Here is a 24,271-nt window from a genome sequence, read left to right as displayed (position 1 = left end):
TGATTGCTTATAGTGAGTGGAGAGTATCACGAGGTACTATGGTTAGATAGTTGGCAATGTCAGATTTGTATAAGGTGTGGGGTGTGGGTAGGTTTCATATTTGATTTTGTTAAGTTATTTAAAATTTGAAAAATGATTGACAAAAACAGGACATCTTGTGGTATAAAAAAAAAGAGGCAGGATTGTAGGATAAATTGAAGTCAGTCGATCTCAAGAAACCGGAAATGTAAATAAATGCTAAACAGCTTTGACGAATGGTCTCCATTGAAAGAAGTTATCGTGGGTTCGCCGATTAATTACAATACCCAAGACTTGGAACTATCTTTCAAGCTGTTTTTTCACGATGTGGCTTACGCTACATTTTGGTATCCCCATTACGAGAAGTCCAATGATCCGAGCGCGGCGATCGCTCAAGCAACCTCTTCAACCAGGAAACTGGGGAAAAAATATCTCGAAGAGTTAACAGAGGATGTCGAGGAATTGGTCAGCACTCTAGAAGGGTTAGGGGTAAAAGTCCACAAACCTATGACGTTGAGTCATCCCATCAAGTTTACAACTCCTTATTGGGAGGCGACTTGCATTCCCGCCTTAAATGTGCGCGACCAAGCGATAATCATTGGTAACGAAATTATTGAAACGCCTCCTCAAATCAGAGCTAGGTATTTCGAGAATGATTTGTTAAAGCCGATATTTTATCATTATTTTAATCAAGGGGCAAAATGGACGACCATGCCCAGACCAATAATGACCGATCGCTCTTTTGATATGTCTTATGTGTCAAGCGATCGCACCCCCTGTGTGGAAAATATTTACACTCAAAACACCTCAGAGTTTGATGTCGGACATGAGATGATGATTGATGGTGCCCAATGTATCCGTTTGGGCAAAGATATTATCGTCAATGTGGCGACAGAAAATCATTGGTTAGGATTTCAGTGGTTGGAGCGACATTTGGGGGATAAATTCAGATTACACAAGATTTTTCAGTTGACCGACAATCATATTGATAGTATTATTCTGCCTTTAAGACCAGGTAAATTGTTGTTGCGCCACCCCCAATTTCTAGATAAACTGCCAGAATTCTTGCAAAAATGGGATATCATTTATCCTCCAGAACCAACGGAGAATATTTTTCCTCAATATGAGGATGACGAGTTGATTTTGACCACCAAATATATTGACTTAAATATTTTATCGGTGGATGAGGAAAAAGTAATTGTTAACTCCTTGTTTCCCGAACTGATGACAACCTTAGAGAAGCATGGTTTTACACCTATTCCAGTCAGGCACAGGCATCGACGACTTTTTGGTGGTGGGTTCCATTGCTTTACATTGGATACGGTCAGAGAAGGAAAATTAGAAGATTACTCTAGTTAATTTGTGAAACAAGTTGAAAGTTTGAAAACTCCCGCATGGTGGCAGAGAATTGAGTTAATTCTCGCTCCTATTGGCTACTGGGAAAGAGCATTTGAAAGTCATCCTGAAGCTTTTTGGGCAAAAGGAATAGATTGGGGAAGTCCTCTGATGATGTTTTATACTCCCCAAGCTGCTCAACAAATTATCGAAAATCGGGATAAACATTTAGGAATCGTCTCGTTTCCTGGAGAATTAACAGCAATATTTGGCAATAATTCAGTAGCGACAAGCGAAGGCGATCGCCACCAAATTTTGCGTAAAATATTGATGCCTCCTCTACACGGAAAACTGGTACGCGATTACGGAAAATTAATTTGCGATGTCACCCACCAAGTGATGCAGCAGTTACCAATGAACCAACCATTTTTGGCTTGGGAAGTTGCACAGGATATTACACTGCAAGTTCTCATCGAAATTTTGTTTGGTTCTGCTCAAAAAGAGCGCTATCAACATCTGAAAAATCTGATAGTTTCTCTGTTGAATTTGTTTGCAGCTAAAACGACAGGGTTTCCCCTGTTAAGGTTTTTCCCCAAAGTTTTAGGCAAGAGAAACTTAGGGCAGAAATTTCTCCAAACACGGCAGCAAATAGAACAACTAATTTATGCTGAAATAGCAGAACGTCGGACTTATCTAGAGCCAGATAAAACAGATATGCTGTCCCTAATGATGTTGTTTCGTGACGAACAGGGACAGCCCCTAACTGATGTAGAAATACTGGATAACTTGTTATTACTATTATCCACAGGAAATGAATCGACTACTGCTGCAATTTGTTGGTCGTGGTACTGCGTTTACCGTAATCCAGAAATTCAGGAAAAACTGCTTCAAGAAATAGAAAACTCAGGGGACTGTTCCGAACCAATTAGTCTTTATCGTCTTCCCTATTTGACTGCTGTTTGCAATGAAACTCTACGAATGTATCCGATTACAATGTTTATTCTGCCTCGCGGTATTAAAACACCCACTGAAATAGGAGGTTACGAATTACAACCGGGAAATATAGTTTCTATCAGTAATTATCTACTGCATCGACAAGAAAATTTATATCCAGAACCGAACAAGTTTAAGCCAGAACGTTTTATTGATCGTCAATTTTCTGCCTATGAATTTATGCCGTTTGGTGGTGGGATTCGGAGTTGTATTGGAGATGAATTAGCTCTGTATTTAATGAATCTAATTTTGGCAACTATCGTATTTAACTATCAATTCAAATTAGCGGATAACCAGTCTGTAAAACCCCAAAGTCGGAATGCGATTTTAGCTCCGGTTGGTTTGCGGTTGGTGAAACAAGATTGTTAAGTAGAAGTTTGAAAGTCCTTAACAGTGAGGTCAATGATGAGAGACTTAGTAATAAACTTGTCAATAATTTTTATTTCAGGTGCTATTCTGTGGATATGGGAAATCCGAACCCCTTTAAGCCGAATCGAATACAAAGCTAGATTTCTCAAAGATTTTGGAGCAGCAGTAATATCAATAGCTTTTACTACTGTTCTCATCTATCTTTTTGCCCCAGTCATCAAACTAATAGCTTCACCCTTGATTAAGGAGTCACTAATCTTGATATGGATATTATCCTTACCCTTATGGCTCAGACTAATAATTGCTTATCTTGTATCAGACCTTACTTACTATGTAATACATAGGGCAATGCACAGCTATCAATTTCTCTGGCTTGCCCACCACTGGCATCATTCGATTGAGTCACTTCCGTTATGGTGGTTATCTGGACAAAGAACAAGTTTTACCAGTCAGTTTTTATTCAAATTCGTATTTATTTGGTTTCCACTGTTATCTATTCCGCCAGAAGTTATGATTTTTGTGGTGCTGCATCACACGGTTAATTTGAATTGGATACATCTCAATGTAAAACGGAACTCTTGGATGAGGATAGTGGAGTGGGTTTATAATACACCTAACTTTCATGCTGTACATCACTATTATCCAGATGGTAAGAACTTATGTGCTATGTTCACGTTCTTTGATCGCATCTTTGGAACTTATGTAGATCCAGACACCATTGACTATAGTAAGGAGCAATTTGGTTTAGATGGCGAACCAGTGACAGTAAGGATGATTGTAGGTATTTAGGAATTTAGTTAAGACTATGACTGTTTTATCAGACATTTTAAAATTCTTCCAAAACAGAAATTTTGTCTTCTTAAGTCCCCATGAGAAGACAAATTCTATCCATGAATACAATCAACTATATGAAAATACAATTTATGATTTTATCGAAAATGATGCAATCCGAAAGCAAGCCTATAGAAAAGTAATTTTTAATAAAGTTAAAGACAAAATAGCTGTTGAAATTGGCACTGGCAAATCATTATTTTTACCCAAAATTTGTGTAGAGGCAGGAGTTCAAAAAATTTATACAACAGAAGAAAATGAAAAAAGTTTCGCACAGTCAAAAAAACTCCTAAAAGAACTTAAGCTGGAAAAAAAGATTAAAATTTATCAAGGACTTTCACTAGATGTAGAGATAGAAGAAAGATGCGATATATTGGTACATGAAATTGTTGGAGCTATAGGTAGTTGGGAAGGTATGGTGCTAGCGGTTAATGATGCTAAAAGACGATTTTTAAAGTCAGATGCACAGTTTATTCCCTACCAGTGCATTACGAAAATAGCTCCTGTATCGCCATTGAAACTTTCCCCAGAGAAACAAATCGTTAATTTGTTTCTTAACTTAATTTTAAAAAATGTAATCAACAGAGGTAATGATTGGAATTTTTCTAAACCAGGAACTTATGTAACCTATAATTTTCCTGTACATAATCTGATTGCAGAACCACAAGAATTTGAAAATATAGTTTTTGCAGAAGATTTGGTGATGATAGATGAGAAAAATCTAGAATTTTTTATCCAAAAACCAAGCTTATTTGATGGATTTATTTTCTACATAAACCTGTGGGTAGATCCAGAAACAGTTATTGATAGTCTGGGACAAAAAACCAATTGGCGAGTTATATATATTAAACTATTTGAAAAACCCCTAAAACTCAAAGCTGGTGACTTGATTAAAGTTAAAATTGAGAGGGATGTCTCAACTGCACAACCTAAATATGAGATTGATGCTACGGTTTGTCAAAATGAGAGCGCTAGGGTTTACAAAAAGCAAATTATAATCTAGGTTTCAACTTATACACGATTCAAAACATTTATCTCACATAATAAAAAAAAGTAAAATGAAAGATTTTTATTTGCTAATCGATACAAACATTTTATGTTGTTATTTAGCATCTAAGTGGATTGAAAATTTTGATGGTTTACCAAACTTCAAAGGAATATTAGTTAGAGAAGATCGTCCATCAGATAAAGTTATTCAACAAAGAAAGGAATTTCATGCCAAATATGCAGGAGCCAAATTGAATGATGAAATTTCTAGGGATCTTTTTTCATTATATCCGGATTTTGATGAGATAGTGGAAGCTGCAATCCGTCTATTTGGAATTCCTAAATACTCGATTACAGACTACCATCAAACGATTTTTTTAGGTCGTAATCTTAATGGAGAATCTGCTAAAAACTGGTTGAAAGAAACCTGTAAAAATTCCCAACCTTATTTTTTTTCTTATCAAGAGCAAATCCTCAAAACCTGGTGGATAGAAATTAGCCAGAGACGCATAATAAATTGCCACCCAGCAGTTTTGCCTTATGCAAGAGGAATTTACCCTCTCGAAAACATTGCTATTCTCAAAGACATTGACAAGTTTAGGGAAGCTGCTGGAGTAACTATACATTACATTGATGAAGGCGTAGATACTGGACCAATAATTAGAGCCGAAAAAATTATCGATCCGTTTCAATTTAATTCTATCTGGGAGTTAAAAGCTTATTTATATGTAACTGGAAACAATTTCTACGTTAAAACTGCCAAAGAAATTCTTAGTAACCAGGACATGGTTCCTGCTGGAGTTGTACCTAACCCTCAATTAACGAGTCGTAATTTTCTGAGCAAAGATTTCACTCCCGAAAAACGCCAACTAGCGGAAGCAGCATATTTATCAATGAAAAATTATGTTCTTACAGAAAAAACACAATCTTCTCCTATCTGAGTTCATCGCCACAATCACCGATTAACTCATACAAGTTATGTGATTTCTCCAACACAGCATTGATTCGATCGCTATCTTCTCGATCTAGCTGCAAATTAAATACCCTAGCATTATCCTTTAAATGCTCTGATATCCCTAACCTCGCACCAACAATAACCCCAGCTACCGCAGGTTTATCGAGGATATAGCGAACTGCAATATTAGAAATGCTAACTCCATGTTTGGCAGCAATAGAAGACAGCACACTCAGCAATTCTTGAAATAAGCCCCAACCACCCCATTTATCAATAGTGATTTTATATTCCTTCAAGCTAGCGGTAGAAAGCTGTTCTGCTTGAGGTTCGGGTTGTCCCAAAAACTTCTCTGATAAAAAGCCACCGCAGAGAGTGCCATAGGTGAATAGCTTGATATTCTTTTCCAGACATAATGGTATCATGTTCACTTCCGGACGGCGATCGAGAAGAGAAAACTGTACCTGATGGGAAACGATATTAATTCCAGCCTCAACAATCTCGTGCAAGTGTTCGGTATCAAAGTTGGTTAAGCCAATGTGCTTGATTTTGCCCTCTACCTGAAGTTCTGACAAATACTTGAGGGCATCCAGATAGTTGTTATCCTGGTATCTCCAGCAGTGAAATTGCAATAAATCGAGAGTTTTAACTCCCATCCTTTGGCGGGAAATATTAATTTGCTCCTCAACAAACTGCTTAGTCATAGGAGTGGGTTTTGGCACCCATTTGGTGAAGGCTTGAATATTAGATAAAGCTTCTTGTCCTCGGGTTGTAGCTAGTTGATGCCGAAACTGACCGATAAAATCTTCTGCTGGACCGTAAATATCTGCCAAATCCCAAGTGGTGAAACCAGCATCTATATAATCGAACATAGTCTGAATAGCGCTGGTGGAGTCAATTGCTCCATGCTTGCCAGATACTTGCCACATTCCGTTTAAAATGCGGCAGATATTCAAGTCTGGCGTTAACTGTAGTCGGCTCGATGAGGGTAGATTCATAATCGGAAAAAGTAAAATTAATCCAGAGAGGCGATCGCTTCACTATTATGCTGAAATGTGCTTGGCACTTGAACGGCGATCGCCACCATTTTAGTTACCATAAACCCCGACATAGCCAGCCACAAAATCTGGTTACTATGAGCTTGCCATGCCCAGCCCGCTAAGGGTGCAAATCCCAATAAAGCACCGTATAAACTGGCGTTACGGATAGGTTCACCTTCCGCTAAACCTCCGAAGTACCCATCGAGGGTACTAGCAATAGCCTGACATCCTAAAACGAGGATTAACCAAGGAACGTAAACTTTAATTGGCTCGATAATTTCAGTATGGTCAGATAATAAGCCAAAGATAGTTTCAGGAAAAAGGATGCAGGCTGCCGCTATGGAAAGTCCTGCCGACAGGCTGGTTCCTACTGCCACCTGCAATAAGGGGATAAATTGGTCGTTAGCTGTCTGACCTTTAAAGTTGCCAGTCAGGGTTTCGGTAGCAAAACCAATTCCCTCCACCAAAAATACACTTAGCAATATTATCTGCAATAGTAAAGCATTTTCTGCAAGCACCATTGTCCCCATTAGCGCACTGAGATTACCGAAAGCAGCCCAGGTAGTCATATTGGCTAAAGACCGGACAAAAATATTGCCGTTGAGGGTAAAAGCAGATTTAAAGGCTAACCAATCCCAAAGCTGTTGAAATGCTGTTTGTAACTCTTTGAACTGGATGTCTTGACTTGCCAAAACTAGCCCTACTAACAACATCAAATATTGACTTAGAGCTTGAGAAATTCCAGCTCCCGTGCTTGCCCACTCCCAGCGGACAATGTAGAGGTAGTCGAACGCCACATTAGCACCGTTGCCCACTACAGACATCAGCAACACCTTGCCACTCATTTCTCGTCCCAACAGCCAACCAATGAGAACCCAATTCAGCAAAACCGCAGGTGCTCCCCAAATTCGGACGTTGAAATAGTCAATCCCTGAAGCTTTGACTTCTGGAGTAGCACTGACTATGGCAAACCACAGTTCTCGGATAGGGTATTGCAACATCAAGATTGCCGTACCTAAGCCCAAAGCCACTAATCCATTCCGCAGTACTACTCGCAGCATTTCTTCTCGGTCATCGCGTCCAACCGCTTGAGCGGTCACCCCAGTGGTTCCCATCCGTAAAAAGTTAAAAAGGAAGTAGATGTAATCAAACAAGATGGCAGCGAGGGCAACTCCTGCTAAATGACGGATTTCTTCTAGGTGTCCTAAGAAAGCCACACTAATTAAACCTGACAGCGGCACTATGATGTTAGAGACAACGTTGGCGAGGGTTAGTCGAAAGAAGCGATCGAGGAAGTTATACTGACTGGGGAGGGAAAGCTTCATGGATTAACTGAAGTTACTAGTTATAAGATAAGGTATTCTGGAAATTGAAGGAGATCGAGAAAGTCTTCACTCAAGTCACGGTGCAGCAACTTGAATATGCTGGGATGAACCTGATTTATCAGGATATTCAGGCGCTTGATGTCTTAAGAATCCCCGTGTGGGGAAGACCTGGGATTCTTAAGAGCGATAATGGTTAAGTAACCAGATCCTGTTTCGGGGACTGGCGAAAACAAAACCTCAAAAATTGCCTTGCTTGGCGGGAACTCTGTAGAAACTCAAGCGTCTGGGATAGGAAAGGATGTTTTACACCCATTCCACCTATGCCTAATTCTATACCCTGGCCAACGACAACGTTTGAGGTAGCAGTTCCTCAAGTACCAGTAGTGCAGCCTGAAAAACTCTGCAATTACGATCTGATTTTGCGCTGTCAGGAGGGGATTAGCCCCAATCGCGTCGCTTTTGCCGAACTGCTCCGTCGGTATCAGTCTCATGTGGATAAAATTCTGTACCATTTAGCACCCGACTGGCAAGATAGAGCGGATTTGGCGCAAGAAGTATGGATTCGGGTTTACCGTAACATCAGTAAACTTAATGAACCTGTTAAGTTTCAGGGTTGGTTGAGCCGGATTGCCACTAATCTCTTTTATGATGAGCTGCGGAAACGCAAACGGGTAGCTCCCCCCCTCTCGCTAGATGCGCCACGTCACATGGATGATGGGGATATGGATTGGGAAATCGCCTCTGACAGCCCAAGCCCCGACGAAGATATGACGACGCGAGAGTTTTACGAGCAGCTACGAGATGCGATCGCAGATTTGCCAGAGGTTTTCCGCACTACTATTGTCCTCAGAGAAATCGAAGGGATGCCTTACGAGGAAATTGCGGAAATTACTGGTGTCTCCTTGGGAACAGTCAAGTCGAGAATTGCTAGGGCAAGAGCGAGGCTACAGTCTCAACTCCAAACCTATTTGGAATCATAATCGAGTTGGTGACCCCTCTTAATAAATTGTTTTCTTTGGCGATTGTTAATTTCCATTATGATGAAATATATAAAAGGGTATTCTACCCGGCGCTTGTGATGAATCGGTGTTGTTCTAAAGATGAATTCCAATTTTAACGTTCCTCAACAATCCAGACCGGAAGCAGCTAGAGAAATGGATAGCTTACAGCGCGATCGCTTTGAATTACTAAGTGCCTACATTGATGGTGAGGTTACCGCAGCCGAGCGGATAACCGTGCAGGAATGGTTGGCGAGGGAACCGGAGATGCAGCGGTTGTACGCCAGACTCCTCAAGATACGTGGGGGTTTCCATAAGCTACCGGTGCCATCTACTGAAATTTCTACTCAAGAAATAGTCGGGCGGGTTTTTGGTCGTATTAACCGCCGCAGGATAAAATATGCCACACTCTGGGGTGGTGCTGCGATCGCGGCTGTGTTTGTGGGTGCTTTCTCAGGAATTTTCCCCGGCTCTCAATTTGCACTGCAACAGGCTAAAGTTACACCACCAGCAGCTACAACGGAACCCTTAATGATTGCAGTAAACAGACCAGTTATTGAGATTCCTAAAGCAGCAGTGTCATCTTCTGATAAATTTGGGCAGCCACAGACAGAAAGCGGTAAGGTTAATAAAAATGATATCAATTAATATTAGTTGTTAGTTGTTAGTTATTAGTTATTTGGATAGGATAGCAGTCGCCCGTGTTAGGACAAGTGGCTTAGAGCCACTTGTTAAAATTTTCTAGCTGAGAATGTCTTAACCACTGTGGCGGTTGCTATAACTCAATCCCAAAATCTATAATTTTAAATATTCACTCAAATAAATTATCAAACATGGTAAGTCAATTAGAAATTACAGATGAACGCAAAGAAAATGCGGAAGCAGAAATTCGTGACAAAAGGAAGCGGGTTGACTACAACACTTTAGAATACCCTATCGAAGTAATTGTTCAAAAATATTTAGATCGAATAGATGAAGATAAAAATGAATTATTTATTCCAGACTACCAACGAGAAATGGCTTGGGATGAAGATAGGCAATCAAAATTTATTGAATCTGTAATGTTAGGTTTACCAATACCTTATATTTTTGTTGCTGATATATCAGAGTCTACGGATTCATCCCGTTTAGAAATTATAGATGGTACACAACGTATTCGTACTTTAGATAGGTTTATTAATAATGAACTTAAATTAAATAATCTTGAAAAATTAGAAACTCTTAATGGGTTTACTTTTAAAGACTTACCGCCACCGCGTCAAAGACGTTTTAAGAGAACTACTATCAGAATGATTCAATTAACAGACGAAGCGGATGAAGAAGTAAGAAGAGATCTTTTTGAGAGAATTAATACTGGTAGTGTTGAATTAAATGAAATGGAAAAACGTAGGGGAAGTAAACCAGGAAAGTTTCTCGATCTAATTGAGGAAGTATCACAAGATGAAAAATTTAGAGATTTATGTTCTTTTACTAAAACTGAAATTGATAAAAGAGATCCACAAGAATTTGTCTTGCGTTTTTTTGCATTTTTAAATAATTATAAAAATTACTCTGGGAGAAAAGTTCATGAATTTTTGGATGAATATTTAGAAGAACAAAATAAATCTACTTTACTCAATATTGAGGAAATGAGAAATGAGTTTTATTTAATGTTAGAATTTGTAAAAAAATATTTTCCTGATGCTTTACATATTTATCGAAAAACAAAAAAAAGCTATGAACCAACAACTAGAATTAAGTTTGAATCTATTACTGTAGGGGTTACTCTAGCATTAAGAGAAAATCTGAATCTAGTCCCAAAATCAACTGTTTTTTTAGATTCTCCAGCATTTAAAAAATATACTCAATCTGATGCAAGTAGTTCTAAAAACAAAGTTATTGCTCGTATTGAGTATGTTCGCGATCAGCTTCTAGCTAATTTATGAAAAGTACATTATTTACAGATTTTGATAAACGCGCTCAAGAAGTTAGGAGATATTTTTTGTTATTGAAAAATTTAGAGAAAGGTTCAATTAAATTAAGCATGGGTAATGCTAATAATACAAAAACAAAATTAATAAACAAAGAATATTTAAAATAGTTAGTGCAGGGTAATTTTCCTAACCGCCTTAGCGGTTGCTATAATTAGTGCCGTCCCTCAAACCAATTGTTTCCTCCTGGTAACTCAGCTAAATTTTGCCGAATAATTCCCGTTAATGTCTTTGGTGAATGTTCGTAAGTCAGATTTAGCAATTTTTTAGCTGTGAGAATTACTTCGGTTTTATTCACCATATCTAAAAGTTGAAATGGAGTGGAGTTACCACCCATTACTTCTACACTCGCCGCATCAATTGCTGCATCAAATTCATCTTCAAGCAACGAATCCCATTCATCTATATTGATGTAATAAGATTTTTTATTTTCTTTGAGATTTAAGTTTTGAATTTTGCGAATAGAATCAGAAATAGAAGCAGCCCAAGAATTAGTTAAGCGTTGCTCAACTTGGTTTTTTATCAAATGAATTAGTAATCTAGATAAAAAAGATTGAATATTCAGCAATATTGACTTTTTACTCATCCCATCTAACTCATCTAGAATTGCTAAAGCATCATCATATCTTCCCTCCAAGATACTAGATCTTAGTTCTACTAGTTCTTGCGTCATAATAATTACCTTGACTAAAAGTTTGTTGGTTGTTGGTTGTTTCCTATTTTTCCTTTTCTCATTCCCCCACTCCCCACTCCCTACTTATTTCCCATAATTTTAAGTTCATACAAATTCCAAAAAGCTCCACCCAAAGCAGAGAACTTAATATTTTTGATCCGATTCCGTACAGCTTCCAAAGAAAGAGGATTCACCAGATAAATAAACGGCAACTGTTCCTGAACAATTTGCTGAAACCTGCCATAAATTTCCTTACGCTTATTCTCATCCAATTCTTTCACCCCAGCTTCAAATAATCTGTCAATTTCCAACTCCCAATCCGAAGCTTTCCAATCTTTAATTGGCGGCTCACCTGGTTGCATACCTTGATTAAATTGATGCAACGATCCTTGAGAATACCAGATATTAAATCCGTTGTGCGGTTCAACTCCACCCCCACCAAATGCACCAACATAAGCCTCCCAATTCCGACTTTGTAACTTTTCGACAATTACATTGAAATTGATTACTTGTAAATCAGCTTGAATCCCAATCTTTTTCAGATCTTGTTGGATTTGCACAGCAGCATCTACCCTTACCTTCTCCTCAGCTTTCACCAACAAGGTAAATCTAACTAAATTACTCTCATTATCCAATAACTGTCCTTTTTCGTTATATTTAAACCCACCCTCAAGCAGAACTTTTTTGGCACTCTCTTGGTCATATTTGTATGTTTCTAACCCTTTTTCTGGAGACAAATAATAAGGACTTTGCACTGCAATTGGCGAATGTTGCAATTCACCCAATCCCCGGAAAGTAGTATTTTTCATAGTTTCTCGATCTATAGCATAAGCAACAGCTTGCCTGAATGCCAAAGTGTTGAACCAGCGAGACTTAATCGGATCGACAAATAGCTTTCCCTGATTATTGCGAGCCTTATTCAAATTAAAACTCAAAAACCTAGTCCCTAAATCTGGTCCACCATTATAAATAGTATATTTCCCTTTCTTTTCCTCCCGCTTAAGCAACCCAAACCCTTCAGGTGCTACACTAAAACTATCGAGTTCTCCAGAGCGAAATGTCAGTAACTGAGTATCGGGATTTTCGATAATTTGCAAAACAATTCGCTCAATATAGGGTTGAGGATTCCCTTTATCATCCTTGCGCCAGTAGTAGGGATTACGCTCAAAAATTACTCGTTCGCTCGGAGTATAACCGATCATTCGATAGGGACCATTTCCGATAATTTTGCGAGGATTAGTGTCAGTCCCCCAAGTTGAGAGAAACTTAACATTGCCATTAGCATCAGTTGTCTGTACAGACTCCCGCAACGCATGAGCAGGTAAAATAGGTATACCTCCGGCATATCGTAAAAATGGGGCAAAAGGTTCCGGTACACTAAACTCAATTCGCCTTTGATCGAGTTTTTTTACCCCTGGAAAAACACCCGCAGTACCGATGCGCAGAATATCTCTAATTCCTGTGGGTATCTTTTCATTGAGATAAATTTCGTTATAACTAAAAGCCACATCATCAGCAGTGAGAGGTTCCCCATCTGACCATTTTATTCCTTCTCGCAGAGTGAATGTAATTCGCTTCTTATCTTCAGAGATTTGCCAAGATTCAGCAAGTGCTGGTTCCAATTCTGCGGTGACTCCATTTTCACTAATTAATCCATCATATAGGAAGCCAAAAACACTGAAAGCTGAATCATTTAGCGGATAGTTAAATGTAGTGGGATTACTAGGATTGACGAAGACTAATTGAGAGACTTCTGCCGCATTAGTTGTCAATTTTGCGGGAGTACAACTAGTGAGGATACTTGTTGCTGCACCAGAGGCTAGCCAAGTTAAAAACCAACGACGAGAGAATTGAGTCATAAGGAATGGGGAGTGGGGAGTGGGTTTTTTGGAGTGGGGAGTAGGAAATTTACCAACAACCAATAACCAATAACCAATAACCAACAACCAACAACTAACAACCAACAACCAACAACTAACAACAAATTACTTATCTACAATTGTCAGCTCGTGAATGTTCCAGAATGCTCCACCAAGAGGAGAAAATTTAATACCTTGAATGCGATTGCGCACGGCACTCATAGAATAGGGATTAACCAAATAAATAAACGGTAAATACTCCTGAGTTAGTCGCTGCGATTCATCATATATCGCTTTCCGCTTTGCTGGATCTAATTCTCTTGCTCCTTGGATATAAAGCTGACCAATTTTATTCTCCCATGGGGCAAAGTTTTGACCTTCTAATCCAGGCTGCCCAGGTAAAGGTTTTTGATTGAACATGTGCAATCCACCTTCAGGTGCCCAAACATTGGCTCCATCATTGGGTTCATTTCCACCTGTCAATCCCAGCAAAGCACTCTCCCATTCTAGACTGTTGGACAGCTTATCTGTTAAAGTATTCCACGCCAGGGGAGTAAAATCTACTTGAATGCCAATTTTACCTAAGTCTTGTTTAATTTGAGATCCCATAGCTTCTCGAATTTTGTTACCAGCATTGGTAATTAAGGTAAAGTGAACGGGGTTGCTTTCAGGATCGAATAGTTCTCCTTTATTATTATATTGAAATCCAGCGGCTTTAAGCACTTCTTTGGCTTTTTCAGGATTATAATCATAAACTCTTAATCCCTCCTCTGGCGAAAGATAATAGTAACTTTGCACGGAAAGGGGGGAATTTTGGGTTTGCCCCAATCCCCGAAAGATATTATTAATCATTTTATCTCTATCGATGGCGTAGGCAACAGCCTGTCTGAATTCTACCATATTGAACCAGCGAGACTTAATCGGATCGACTAGAGGTTTACCTTTTCTACTTCCTTTATTGAGATTAAAGAAAAAGAACGATGTACTGTAACTAGCACCACCATTATAAATCTTGAATTGACCGCGCTTTTCTTCCCGCTTGATTAGGGAGAAATAGTCAGGAGAAACACCAAGAGAATCCAATCCTCCAGAACGAAACTGTAGCAAAGAGGTATCTGTGGATTCGACAATTTGCCAGATAATCCGTTCAATATAAGGCTGTTGATTTCCTTGGGAGTCTTTGCGCCAATAGTAAGGGTTACTCTTAAATATAACTCGCTGACTAGTTGTATAGTTTTCTAGTTTGTAAGGACCATTAACAATAATTTGTTCTGGTGGCGTATCGACTCCCCATTTTGAGAGAAATTCAGGTTTACCTTCTGCGTTTTTGGTTTTTACTGATTTTTGTAAAGCATGTGCGGGTAAAATGGGTGCTGAAGTAGTGCCTAAGAAAGGAGCAAAAGGTTCTGGTACTGTAAATTTTATCCTTCGTCGATCGAGTTTTATGACTGTAGGGAGTTTCCGACTCTCACCAATCCGGAAAACATCTCTAACATCGGTGGGTATTTCTTTGTTGAAGTAGATTTCATTGTAGGTAAAAATGATATCATCTACGGTTAATGGTTCACCATCTGACCACTTTAAATCCTGGCGTAGGGTAAAGACAATTTGGAGTTTATCATCAGAAATTTCCCAGGATTCTGCTAAGTCAGGTTCAATTTTGCCAGTCAAGGGATTTTCTGTCACTAATCCTTCGTAAGTTAATCCAAAAATATTGGGTGATTCGCTAGAGAGTGCGTAGTTAAAGGTTTTGGGATCGCTCAAAATACTCAATACAACTTGAGGTACTTCAGCCGCCTCAGTTTTAAATTGAGCTGGGTTACAAGCGGATAATGCGATCGCGCAGATTAAGGCTATAATTCCAAATAGCCAAGGACGGGAAATAGCAGTAATAGTAGATATTTTCATAATTCTATATTTAGCAATAATATCCATCTTCCCCACTCCCCACTCCCCATTCTTAAGTTTATTCTTCCCCTGACTGTGATTGTCGCCAAACGATAAAATTTTGGGTACTACTGAAATAATTTACTACGCCAGCATTTGTCAAAGCTTCTTGCACTTCTGCTTGACCAAATTCACGGGAATTGCTACTCAAGAATGCTTTTGTTTCATTAGGGTGCAAACGAGCATGGTGTAGGATGGAGTACAAAATCAAGTTATCTGTATGATCTGTTCTGAAGAAAGGTCTATTCAAGCTTTCCTGTACCATATCCACAGTTAATTCAATCATCTCTGCCTTTGATGATATTTGATTTAGTGCTTGAAACAGACGTGATTCAATATCCTTGAGTAGCTGCTCATTCTGATTTTTGGACTCTCTTAAAAGAGCATATAGAGATTTAGCTTGAGATGAGGTTACATCTCGCCTCACCTGGCTAATTTGTAAATCTAGCTCATTACCGAAACGCTTGCTATACTTCTGCTGCTGTTCTAATGCTGATAGCGATTCCATATAGCAAACACTCGGGATTACCAACTGAACTGATGATGGTGTACTCTCCAGCAATCTATTAGCTTGGGGGTCACGTCCTGTACTAATACTTATCAGAAAATTCGTTTCTAAGTATAATATCACCTGCAATCTCCACGTCAGTTTTTGTGCTACCATCTACTAGTGGCTGTAACAAACCAATTCCTGCTAATTCTTTTGTTGCTGGCGGCGTTATCAACTTCCAGTGGAATGCAAAGTCGTCCAGCCATGACTGAAGTAATGCGCTAAGATAACCTCCAGTTATCCATTTGTTCTCGTAGTCGCGGATATACTCGTCAAAGTCGCGAATATAATGTTTCACCACATCAATAGTTTTCAAGGAACAGATAACATCTGACCAATTAACTCCATCCCATTTAATAATCTGAATGGTGTCTGGGTCAACTAACATGGCAAAAGGCACAGTAGTCTGGGTAGCTTTTAGGTAGGAGGTAAATCGAGAAAGGGTACGTTTGATAACTCGGCTACCTCTGATATCTGCTACTAGAATTACTCGCCCATTTTTGTCTAAGGCGATTAAATCTGCTGAGATTTGGGGGGGGAAAACGGGATTGGCGGTTTCCATAAGTATCTCCGGGAAGTGGGAATGGGATATAAGAATAAAATATCCTTTTTACCATGGCATGAGCTGTTCAAGTATCTAGGAGATCATCGCTTTATTCTTCTTTATCTAGTTCCTTAAGCTCATCTCTATACTTCTCTACTGCTGACTGTAGAAGCATTTGAGCCATAGGAATGCCTATTTTCTCAGAGATAATCTTCAGCTTCCTGTGAAGGTCATTCGGTATCGTTACTTTGAGTTGCTTGTTTTTCTCGCGGTCAATCGGCATCGGCACATAAGACTTAGATACCCCATAAGAATACCCTGAGTAGGCTCTATCCTGCTCAGAGTCTTGATTTTATGGACTTAGTAGTCCCTACTAAGTATACCTTATGATCAGACTTTCAGCCGTTTAACCAGATGATACCCAAAAAACAATTAGGATACCCAGATTTTGTACTATGACTCTGAATATCCTACTTAAGCGATAAGCCTAGAAGTTTTATTAGGATATAGGTTTGTTAAAAGCCCCCGACGAGGATTGAACTCGTGACCTCGTCCTTACCAAGGACGCGCTCTACCACTGAGCTACAGGGGCAAATAAATTTTGGATTTTAGATTTTGGATTAACTATAATCCAAATTTAAGGTGGTGGGCCGAGCTGGATTTGAACCAGCGTAGGCGTAGCCAGCGGATTTACAGTCCGCCCCCATTAACCACTCGGGCATCGACCCATTTCCTCACCGATTACTTATCGTAGCACAAGAGATCGAAAATATCAAACTTTTTTTTTCCAAATTGGCGATGCCTCTGGCGGGCGAAGCCATCGCCTTTTTTCTGTCTTCTGTTACGACAAAATACCCACTTATAACTTAAAACAGCTCAGACCTCCCTCGATCGTGGGAAACGACAACATTTTACCGAACCTAAATATTGTATAGTATGTAACAAATTAATCGATAGCATAGCTCTAATATCACAGCTTAACGGCATGGTGTGTTTCTCCACATCAACAGCTTAACTACTGAAATTGAGATTGAGAGTACGTCAATAGAGGAATCTGATTGAAGACATGACAAGGCGATTAGGGCGACGGAAATTTCTCCTTTACGGCTGTGCAACTTTGGGAACCAGCATCCTCCTGAAAGGTTGTGGTTCTCCAACCAGTCAAACAACGGATACAACAGAAAAGAAAGCAGATTCAGGCTCCCAAGCAGCGGCGGGTGGTGGTAGCAAAGACGTAATTAAAGTTGGGATTCTCCACTCCCTCAGCGGCACGATGGCAATTAGCGAAACTACCGTGGTGGATGCGGAACTTCTAGCCATTAAGGAGATTAACGCAGCGGGTGGCGTATTAGGTAAGCAAATTCTGCCGATGAAGGAAGACGGTGCATCTAACTGGGATACCTTCAAAGAGAAAGCGGCAAAACTGATTGACCAAGATAAAGTTGTTACTATCTTCGGATGCTGGACTTCAGCTAGCCGCAAAGCAGTATTAGATGTGTTTGAGTCCAAGAAACACATGCTCTGGTATCCTGTCCAGTATGAAGGACAAGAATGCTCTCAAAATATTTTCTATACAGGTGCAGCACCCAACCAGCAAATTGAACCAGCAGTAGATTGGCTGTTAGAAAAGAAAGGCAAAGAATTCTTCTTAGTTGGTTCTGATTACGTTTTCCCACAGACAGCCAATAATATTATTAAGGAGCAACTTAAAGCCAAAGGTGGTAAAACAGTTGGTGAAGATTACCTGCCCCTTGGTAACACTGAAGTTACCGCAATTATTACTAAAATTAAGCAGGCACTACCCAATGGTGGTGTAATTTTCAACAGCCTTAATGGGGATAGCAACGTAGCATTCTTCAAACAGCTTAAAGGTGCTGGACTCACCCCCGACAAATATCCGGTTATGTCTGTGAGTGTTGCTGAAGAAGAAGTAAGGCAAATTGGACCTGAGTTTCTCGTAGGTCATTATGCTGCTTGGAACTATTTCCAATCCGTGGATACTCCAGAAAATAAGAAGTTTGTTGAGGCGTTCAAAAAAGAATATGGGAAAGATCGAGTAACGAACGACCCCATGGAAGCTGCCTATATCATGGTTTACCTATGGAAACAGGCGGTAGAAAAAGCTGGAGTTGCAGATGACTTAGAAAAAGTGAGAATGGCTGCCATTGGTCAAGAATTTGCTGCGCCAGAAGGTCCGGTGAAGATGAATGCAAATCATCACATCTCGAAGATAGTCAGGCTTGGAGAAATCCAACCAGATGGTCAGTTTAAGATTGTATTCTCTACCGAAAAACCAGTTGAGCCAAGCCCATGGAATCAGTATGTAGCTGATACAAAGGGTTATGGTTGTGACTGGTCAGATCCTAAGAAAGGTGGCAAATATAAGATCGGAGCCTAATCTCTAGTGAAAATGGTGCGTTATGCTTTGCTAACGCACCATACAAATGTACCTCTTAGCTGTTAAAATCTATTAGCAAATCCGAAAGTAAAGTGCCGCAATTATTAGAAGGTCTATTTAATGGTATTAGCATTGGCTCAGTTCTCCTGATTGCCGCATTAGGACTAGCCATTGTTTTTGGACTCATGGGTGTAATTAACCTCGCCCATGGAGAATTAATGATGTTAGGAGCTTACACCACATTTGTGGTGCAAAACTGCTTCAAACCATTGGGCGAACCATGGTTAAGTTATTATATCTGGGCAGCCCTACCCATCGCCTTTATTGTCGCAGCTTTAGCTGGGTTAGCCTTGGAAAGAGGAGTGATTCGCTTTCTCTATGGTCGTCCTCTAGAAACCCTTTTGGCAACTTGGGGAGTTAGCCTAATTTTGCGACAATTTGTCCGGAGTGTAAATGGGGCGATGGTAATTGGAATTGTCCTATTTTGTCTATTATTTTTTGGTGGGATATCTATCCTCAGCCGACGGATTGATTGGTCCAGAATTCGCAGTTGGGCAACCCCGATAATATTGACCCTATCTCTGGGAATTACGACTGCTGTCAGCATCCTGCTTTTTAAATCAGGTCAAGAAGCAATAACTAGACCTTGGTTTAGTGCCCGAAATGTCGATGTTACAGCACCAAAATGGTTACAGGGAGGGCTGCCTATTGGCAGTTTCCAGGTTCCCTACGCTCGTGTATTTATTATTTGTTTAACGATTATTTGTATTCTGGGGACTTATTGGTTTTTAAATCGCTCTATTTGGGGATTGCGAATTCGAGCTGTTACCCAAAATCGTAGTATGAGTTCTTGTTTGGGAATTCCCACCCAAAAGGTTGATGCACTAACTTTTTCTCTAGGTTCAGGACTTGCTGGAATTGCCGGATGTGCGATTACATTACTCGGTTCAGTAGGTCCAAATACAGGTCAAAACTACATCGTTGATACCTTCATGGTAGTAGTTGTTGGTGGTGTTGGTAATTTGGTCGGTACAATTATAGCCGCATTAGTAATTGGTACTGTATCTTATATTATTGGTTCTGGAACATTAGCCTTAATGCTGCCACCCGTAGAATCTCTAAAGCCTTTAGTAGACTTGTTAACCTTTTTTGCGACGACAAGCATGGCAAAAGTACTGGTATTTGCTTTAATTATTGCATTTTTGCAGGTACGACCATCTGGCATATTCCCTCAAAAAGGACGGATGGTTGATGGTTAAGTTGAAAGTGGGGAGTGGGGAGTAGGTTTTTTGGAGTAGGGAGTAGGGGATAAAATAATACGAATACCTCCATACTTCTTCGAGATAGGGAATAGATTTATTAATATTTTTGAGTAATAGTTTTGAGCAATGGTTTGTGGGTAGTTAGGGAGAGATTATGACAGGAGAAACATTAAGGGAAACAGTTAGTATCAAAGGTAAGCGGCGACGAACCCTTTTAATTGAAGGGATAGCCATCGTAGTAATTGCCCTACTTTTTGCAGTTTTAATGCCAACGATACTGCCAGCATTTCGCCTCAGACTGTTAGGGCGATTTTTGGCATTAGCAATTGTTGCCCTTGGGATTGACTTAATTTGGGGTTACACCGGATTACTAAGTCTAGGGCATGGCATATTTTTTGCTCTCGGTGGCTATGCCTTTGCCATGCACTTGCAATTACAACTCCCTCCAGGGCAGCTACCCGATTTCTTCAGCCTTTATGGTGTAGATAAATTACCTTTATTTTGGTATCCATTCTACTCACTACCAATTACAATAATAGCACTGGTTGTAGTGCCAAGTATCGTAGCCGGATTCCTCGGTTACCTAGTATTTAGAAACAGAATTAAAGGGGTTTACTTCTCCATATTAACCCAAGCAGCATTATTAGTATTCTTCAACTTTTTCAATGGTCAACAGAAGTTAATTAATGGGACAAATGGATTAAAAACTGATACCACCAAACTGTTAGGCATGATTGTTAGTGATAATCATGTTCAGCTAGCATTCTACGAATTTACCATCCTATTCTTAATCCTCGCCTATTTACTATGTCGTTGGCTAACCAGCGGCAGATTTGGAAGGTTATTAATCGCAATTCGGGATGATGAAAGTAGAGTGCGTTTTTCCGGATACGATCCTACAGGATTCAAAGTTCTCGTCTTTGCAATTTCTGGAGGAATAGCCGGAATAGCCGGAGGATTATACACTGTCCAAACAGGCATTATTACCCCCGACTCGATGGATGTCGCCCTATCAATTGAAATGGTAATTTGGGTAGCAGTCGGCGGGCGAGGAACATTAGTAGGAGCAATATTAGGAACCTTATTAGTCAGATTAGCAGGAACATTTTTGAGCGAGCAATTCCCTGAAGTTTGGTCATTTTTCCAAGGTGCGCTATTCCTAATCGTGGTAACAGTACTCCCCGATGGTATCGTCGGTTGGTGGCAAAAATCTGGTATAGTAAAAATGCGATCGCTCCTGAGAATGCAAGAACCATTAATTACTTATCCTAGTCTGGAAGAAGACCCACAAGTACAAATAGAAAGGGAAGAAATTGGTCGATGAGGTGAAAAGTAAATTTGGGATAAGGTTTTTTTAACGCAGAGGTACGCAGAGGTTCCACAGAGGTACACAGAGGTTTTTGGATGACTGATAAAATACTAGAAATAGAAAATATAACTGTAAGTTTTGATGGTTTTAAAGCACTCAATAATCTAAACTTTAACATGGATGCTGGGGAGTTGCGGGTAATTATTGGTCCCAATGGTGCAGGTAAAACTACATTTTTGGATATTATTACAGGCAAAGTCCAACCCACTCAGGGAAGAGTACTGTTTCAAGGAAGGAATTTGCGACGGATTCCCGAATACAAAATTGCTAGATTAGGAATTGGTAGAAAATTCCAAACCCCGCGAGTTTATCTCAATCTAACAGTGCGAGAAAACCTAGATTTAGTCTGCAATCGTAATAAAAATGTTCTATCCACCCTATTTAGTCGTCCTTCATCCTCAGATAGACGGAATGTAGCAGGCTTATTAGAAACCATTGGTTTAGTCGCCAAAGCAGATTTACAAGCAAACCTACTCTCCCACGGCGAAAAACAAAGATTAGAAATTGGCATGTTAGTCGCCCAATCACCAGACTTACTACTAGTAGATGAACCCGTAGCAGGCTTAACAGACGAAGAAACAGAAAACGTCGGCGAATTACTCCTAGCCCTAGCCGAAAGCCATTCAATTATTGTCATCGAACACGACATGGAATTTGTCCGCCAAATCGCCCGTAAAGTAACCGTACTCCACGAAGGCTCAGTACTTTGTGAAGGCTCAATCGAAGAAGTCCAAAACAATCCCCGTGTCATAGAAGTATACCTAGGACAAACCCCAGAAAACCCTCACCAATAACCCACAGAATAAAAAAAACCTCTGCGCACCTCTGTGTAAACCTCTGTGTACCTCTGTGTTAAAAAAAAACATGCTAAAAATCACCAACCTAAACGTCTACTACGGCGAAAGCCACATCCTCCGCAACGTAGATTTAACCGTAACCCCCGGACAAATGGTATGCTTAATCGGACGTAACGGCGTAGGAAAAACCACCCTACTCAAAACCATCATGGGATTACTAAACCCTCGCACTGGTACAATTACATTATCAGATCAACCGATTAATAAAAAAACTCCAGATCAAAGAGCAAAATTAGGCATTGGTTATGTTCCCCAAGGGCGTGAAATTATCCCCAGATTAACAGTAAAAGAAAATCTATTATTAGGTTTAGAAGCACGTCCAAAAGGGAGAAAGGGTAACTCAGAAATACCTGAAGAAATCTTTGCCTTATTTCCAGTATTAAAATCCATGCTATCTCGGATGGGAGGCGATTTAAGCGGGGGACAACAGCAGCAACTTGCGATCGCGCGTGCTTTAATGGGGAAACCGCAGTTATTGGTATTAGATGAACCCACTGAAGGTATTCAACCCTCAATTATCCTAGAAATTGAAGCCGCTGTCCGCCGTATTATTGAATCTACAGGTATTTCTGTGTTATTAGTAGAGCAACATTTGCATTTTGTGCGACAAGCGGATTGGTATTACGCTATGCAGAAGGGTGGGATTGTTGCTTCTGGCTCAACAAGTGAACTTAGTAATGAGGTGATTCAAAGATTTTTAGCGGTATAATCTGGGCAAGAATTAGGGATAAATAAAGTAAAAAAATAGATATATATGGGGATATCTGTAGGGTGCGTTACTTAACGCACCTACTTTTAAGGTATAAAAGATTCTTGACAAACTAAATTCACACCATTGACATAGACATGTTGTACATTGGATAGACGGAGCTTCAAACCTGTCTAGGTTACCTTAGTTTATGCAGCACACAGATTCGGGTATTCCTCCCCATAACCCAGTTACCACCAAGGGATCGCATTTAGCTTATCGCTTCAGTATCATGACAAAGCCTCTACTCTTGGTGAATCACTTAACTCGCCGTTGGCGGATTCACCAGAAAATTGGCTGCGGTTATTTTTTAGCTGTTGGTATCGCCGTTATCGGCACAACAGGAGGACTAATTATTGGAGATTCCCATTACGATAAAGTCAGAAAAGAATTAGATATTGCTGTCGCCAGACTGGATCTGATTCAAGACTTAGAAAAGGATTTTACGGCGGTAACCTATTATCAAAAACAAATTATCGATCGACATGAAAACAATACTATTTCAGTCAATCAAATTATTCAATTACATAATAACTTGATCGAAGTTAGTAGTCAACTTGCCATTCTGGAATCAAGTTTAAACAATTATGAAGATCTGGAATCCAACGGGAGGAAACAAATCCAATCATTGTTTAAAATTTGTGACAGTAAACTAGCTGTCTACAATCAAGTTATTCAGTCTCTGTTAGAAAAACTCGAGACGGAAACTCTAACAGTAAAAAAAAGTCAAGAAATAAAACAGATCTTTGTTATGAATATCAAAGAGGATCTGGTTCCCAACTTTAAACAGCTTTCAGATAGTTTAGATCAACTCGTTAAATCTGCTGAAGCGCAACAGCAACAGGCTAAGGATCGTGTTGAAGAAGCTAAAATCCTGCGAGATAGTACTATTGTCGGGAGTATCATGCTATCAATTGGGATTGCAGGAATTTTAGCATTTTATACGAGTCGTGCGATCGCTCGTTCAATTGAAACCGTTACCCGTGTAGCCCAACAAGTCACCCAAGAGAGTAATTTTGAATTGCAAGCCCCCGTTACGACTGAAGATGAAATAGGAGTATTAGCCACATCTCTTAATCATCTCATCCAACAAGTCGCTATCCAAATTAAAGAATTGCAACAAGCCCAAGTTCAACTAATTCAAAGTGAAAAAATGTCAAGTTTAGGTAGGATGGTTGCCGGAATTGCCCATGAAATCAATAATCCAGTTAACTTTATCCACGGCAATATAGGTTACATTAATAAC

At 39.7% G+C, this 24,271-nt stretch carries 24 protein-coding genes and 2 tRNA genes; 15 read left to right on the top strand and 11 right to left on the bottom strand.

The window, feature by feature from the left end; translation table 11 throughout:
• Positions 1-234: 234 nt before the first annotated feature.
• Complete coding sequence (locus NJ959_RS06580; protein ID WP_254010953.1) at positions 235-1,377, top strand: glycine amidinotransferase; 1,143 nt, start codon at positions 235-237, stop codon at positions 1,375-1,377.
• 21 nt (positions 1,378-1,398) lie between these two features.
• Positions 1,399-2,715 carry a cytochrome P450 gene (locus tag NJ959_RS06575; protein ID WP_254010952.1) on the top strand — a complete coding sequence of 439 codons (1,317 nt, stop codon included), beginning with the start codon at positions 1,399-1,401 and terminating at the stop codon, positions 2,713-2,715.
• Here NJ959_RS06575 and NJ959_RS06570 read toward each other — a convergent pair.
• The gene (locus tag NJ959_RS06570) at positions 2,712-2,912 is read right to left on the bottom strand and encodes a hypothetical protein (RefSeq protein WP_254010955.1); all 201 of its coding nucleotides are present in this window, start codon (positions 2,910-2,912) and stop codon (positions 2,712-2,714) included. The genes NJ959_RS06575 and NJ959_RS06570 overlap by 4 nt on opposite strands.
• Positions 2,913-2,952: 40 nt before the next feature.
• Here NJ959_RS06570 and NJ959_RS06565 point away from each other — a divergent pair, with 40 nt between their 5' ends.
• The 3 genes from NJ959_RS06565 to NJ959_RS06555 are packed head-to-tail and all read left to right on the top strand — an operon-like array spanning position 2,953 to position 5,474.
• Positions 2,953-3,504 (top strand): sterol desaturase family protein, encoded by a 552-nt coding sequence (locus NJ959_RS06565; protein ID WP_256528849.1) that lies wholly within the window; start codon positions 2,953-2,955, stop codon positions 3,502-3,504.
• A 16-nt stretch (positions 3,505-3,520) separates the two neighbouring features.
• Complete coding sequence (locus NJ959_RS06560) at positions 3,521-4,549, top strand: SAM-dependent methyltransferase (RefSeq protein WP_254010951.1); 1,029 nt, start codon at positions 3,521-3,523, stop codon at positions 4,547-4,549.
• A 55-nt stretch (positions 4,550-4,604) separates the two neighbouring features.
• Complete coding sequence (locus NJ959_RS06555; protein WP_254010950.1) at positions 4,605-5,474, top strand: formyltransferase family protein; 870 nt, start codon at positions 4,605-4,607, stop codon at positions 5,472-5,474.
• Here NJ959_RS06555 and NJ959_RS06550 read toward each other — a convergent pair.
• Positions 5,467-6,483, bottom strand: coding sequence for an aldo/keto reductase (locus NJ959_RS06550; RefSeq protein WP_254010949.1), 1,017 nt, complete (start codon positions 6,481-6,483; stop codon positions 5,467-5,469). The two genes, NJ959_RS06555 and NJ959_RS06550, sit on opposite strands and share 8 nt — an antisense overlap.
• Positions 6,484-6,500: 17 nt before the next feature.
• Positions 6,501-7,850 carry a guanitoxin biosynthesis MATE family efflux transporter GntT gene (gntT, locus tag NJ959_RS06545; protein WP_254010948.1) on the bottom strand — a complete coding sequence of 450 codons (1,350 nt, stop codon included), beginning with the start codon at positions 7,848-7,850 and terminating at the stop codon, positions 6,501-6,503.
• Between the two features lie 44 nt (positions 7,851-7,894).
• Here gntT and NJ959_RS06540 point away from each other — a divergent pair, with 44 nt between their 5' ends.
• The 4 genes from NJ959_RS06540 (at position 7,895) to NJ959_RS06525 (ending at position 10,773) form a co-directional block, all read left to right on the top strand.
• A complete protein-coding gene (locus NJ959_RS06540; protein WP_254010947.1) occupies positions 7,895-8,047 on the top strand; it encodes a hypothetical protein in 153 nt (50 codons plus the stop codon).
• 123 nt (positions 8,048-8,170) lie between these two features.
• The gene (locus tag NJ959_RS06535) at positions 8,171-8,830 is read left to right on the top strand and encodes a sigma-70 family RNA polymerase sigma factor (RefSeq protein WP_254010946.1); all 660 of its coding nucleotides are present in this window, start codon (positions 8,171-8,173) and stop codon (positions 8,828-8,830) included.
• 120 nt (positions 8,831-8,950) lie between these two features.
• Positions 8,951-9,496, top strand: coding sequence for an anti-sigma factor family protein (locus tag NJ959_RS06530; RefSeq protein WP_254010945.1), 546 nt, complete (start codon positions 8,951-8,953; stop codon positions 9,494-9,496).
• A gap of 185 nt (positions 9,497-9,681) precedes the next feature.
• Positions 9,682-10,773, top strand: coding sequence for a DUF262 domain-containing protein (locus NJ959_RS06525; RefSeq protein ID WP_254010944.1), 1,092 nt, complete (start codon positions 9,682-9,684; stop codon positions 10,771-10,773).
• Between the two features lie 199 nt (positions 10,774-10,972).
• Here NJ959_RS06525 and NJ959_RS06520 read toward each other — a convergent pair whose 3' ends face one another.
• The 8 genes from NJ959_RS06520 to NJ959_RS06485 form a co-directional block, all read right to left on the bottom strand.
• The gene (locus tag NJ959_RS06520; protein WP_254010943.1) at positions 10,973-11,491 is read right to left on the bottom strand and encodes a DUF29 family protein; all 519 of its coding nucleotides are present in this window, start codon (positions 11,489-11,491) and stop codon (positions 10,973-10,975) included.
• 80 nt (positions 11,492-11,571) lie between these two features.
• On the bottom strand, positions 11,572-13,350 hold the full coding sequence (locus NJ959_RS06515; RefSeq protein ID WP_254010942.1) for an ABC transporter substrate-binding protein: 1,779 nt from the start codon (positions 13,348-13,350) through the stop codon (positions 11,572-11,574).
• Positions 13,351-13,476: 126 nt separating this feature from the next.
• Positions 13,477-15,258: an ABC transporter substrate-binding protein gene (locus NJ959_RS06510; protein ID WP_254010941.1), complete on the bottom strand. Its 1,782-nt coding sequence runs from the start codon at positions 15,256-15,258 to the stop codon at positions 13,477-13,479.
• Positions 15,259-15,316: 58 nt separating this feature from the next.
• Complete coding sequence (locus NJ959_RS06505; RefSeq protein ID WP_254010940.1) at positions 15,317-15,928, bottom strand: PIN domain-containing protein; 612 nt, start codon at positions 15,926-15,928, stop codon at positions 15,317-15,319.
• Positions 15,888-16,409, bottom strand: a complete 522-nt coding sequence (locus tag NJ959_RS06500) for a hypothetical protein (protein WP_254010939.1) — start codon at positions 16,407-16,409, stop codon at positions 15,888-15,890. Before NJ959_RS06500 ends, NJ959_RS06505 begins: the two co-directional genes overlap by 41 nt.
• A gap of 91 nt (positions 16,410-16,500) precedes the next feature.
• Positions 16,501-16,674: a hypothetical protein gene (locus tag NJ959_RS06495; RefSeq protein WP_254010938.1), complete on the bottom strand. Its 174-nt coding sequence runs from the start codon at positions 16,672-16,674 to the stop codon at positions 16,501-16,503.
• Positions 16,675-16,911: 237 nt separating this feature from the next.
• Positions 16,912-16,983, bottom strand: a tRNA-Thr gene (locus tag NJ959_RS06490).
• Between the two features lie 51 nt (positions 16,984-17,034).
• A tRNA-Tyr gene (locus NJ959_RS06485) sits at positions 17,035-17,119 on the bottom strand.
• A gap of 338 nt (positions 17,120-17,457) precedes the next feature.
• Between NJ959_RS06485 and urtA the strand changes: the two genes are divergently transcribed.
• The 6 genes from urtA to NJ959_RS06455 all read left to right on the top strand — a co-directional run.
• Positions 17,458-18,789 carry an urea ABC transporter substrate-binding protein gene (gene urtA, locus NJ959_RS06480; protein WP_254010937.1) on the top strand — a complete coding sequence of 444 codons (1,332 nt, stop codon included), beginning with the start codon at positions 17,458-17,460 and terminating at the stop codon, positions 18,787-18,789.
• Positions 18,790-18,881: 92 nt separating this feature from the next.
• On the top strand, positions 18,882-20,048 hold the full coding sequence (locus NJ959_RS06475) for an ABC transporter permease subunit (RefSeq protein ID WP_254010936.1): 1,167 nt from the start codon (positions 18,882-18,884) through the stop codon (positions 20,046-20,048).
• A gap of 157 nt (positions 20,049-20,205) precedes the next feature.
• Positions 20,206-21,375: an urea ABC transporter permease subunit UrtC gene (gene urtC / locus NJ959_RS06470; protein WP_254010935.1), complete on the top strand. Its 1,170-nt coding sequence runs from the start codon at positions 20,206-20,208 to the stop codon at positions 21,373-21,375.
• A gap of 80 nt (positions 21,376-21,455) precedes the next feature.
• Positions 21,456-22,214, top strand: coding sequence for an urea ABC transporter ATP-binding protein UrtD (urtD, locus tag NJ959_RS06465; RefSeq protein WP_254010934.1), 759 nt, complete (start codon positions 21,456-21,458; stop codon positions 22,212-22,214).
• A gap of 70 nt (positions 22,215-22,284) precedes the next feature.
• Positions 22,285-22,986 carry an urea ABC transporter ATP-binding subunit UrtE gene (urtE, locus tag NJ959_RS06460; protein ID WP_254010933.1) on the top strand — a complete coding sequence of 234 codons (702 nt, stop codon included), beginning with the start codon at positions 22,285-22,287 and terminating at the stop codon, positions 22,984-22,986.
• Positions 22,987-23,176: 190 nt separating this feature from the next.
• On the top strand, positions 23,177-24,271 hold a 1,095-nt coding region (locus NJ959_RS06455), incomplete at its 3' end, for a HAMP domain-containing protein (protein ID WP_254010932.1).

Origin of the sequence: Limnofasciculus baicalensis BBK-W-15 (assembly GCF_024178385.1) — a bacterium.
GTDB lineage: Bacteria > Cyanobacteriota > Cyanobacteriia > Cyanobacteriales > Coleofasciculaceae > Limnofasciculus > Limnofasciculus baicalensis.
This window is presented reverse-complemented; position numbering and strand designations above follow the sequence as displayed.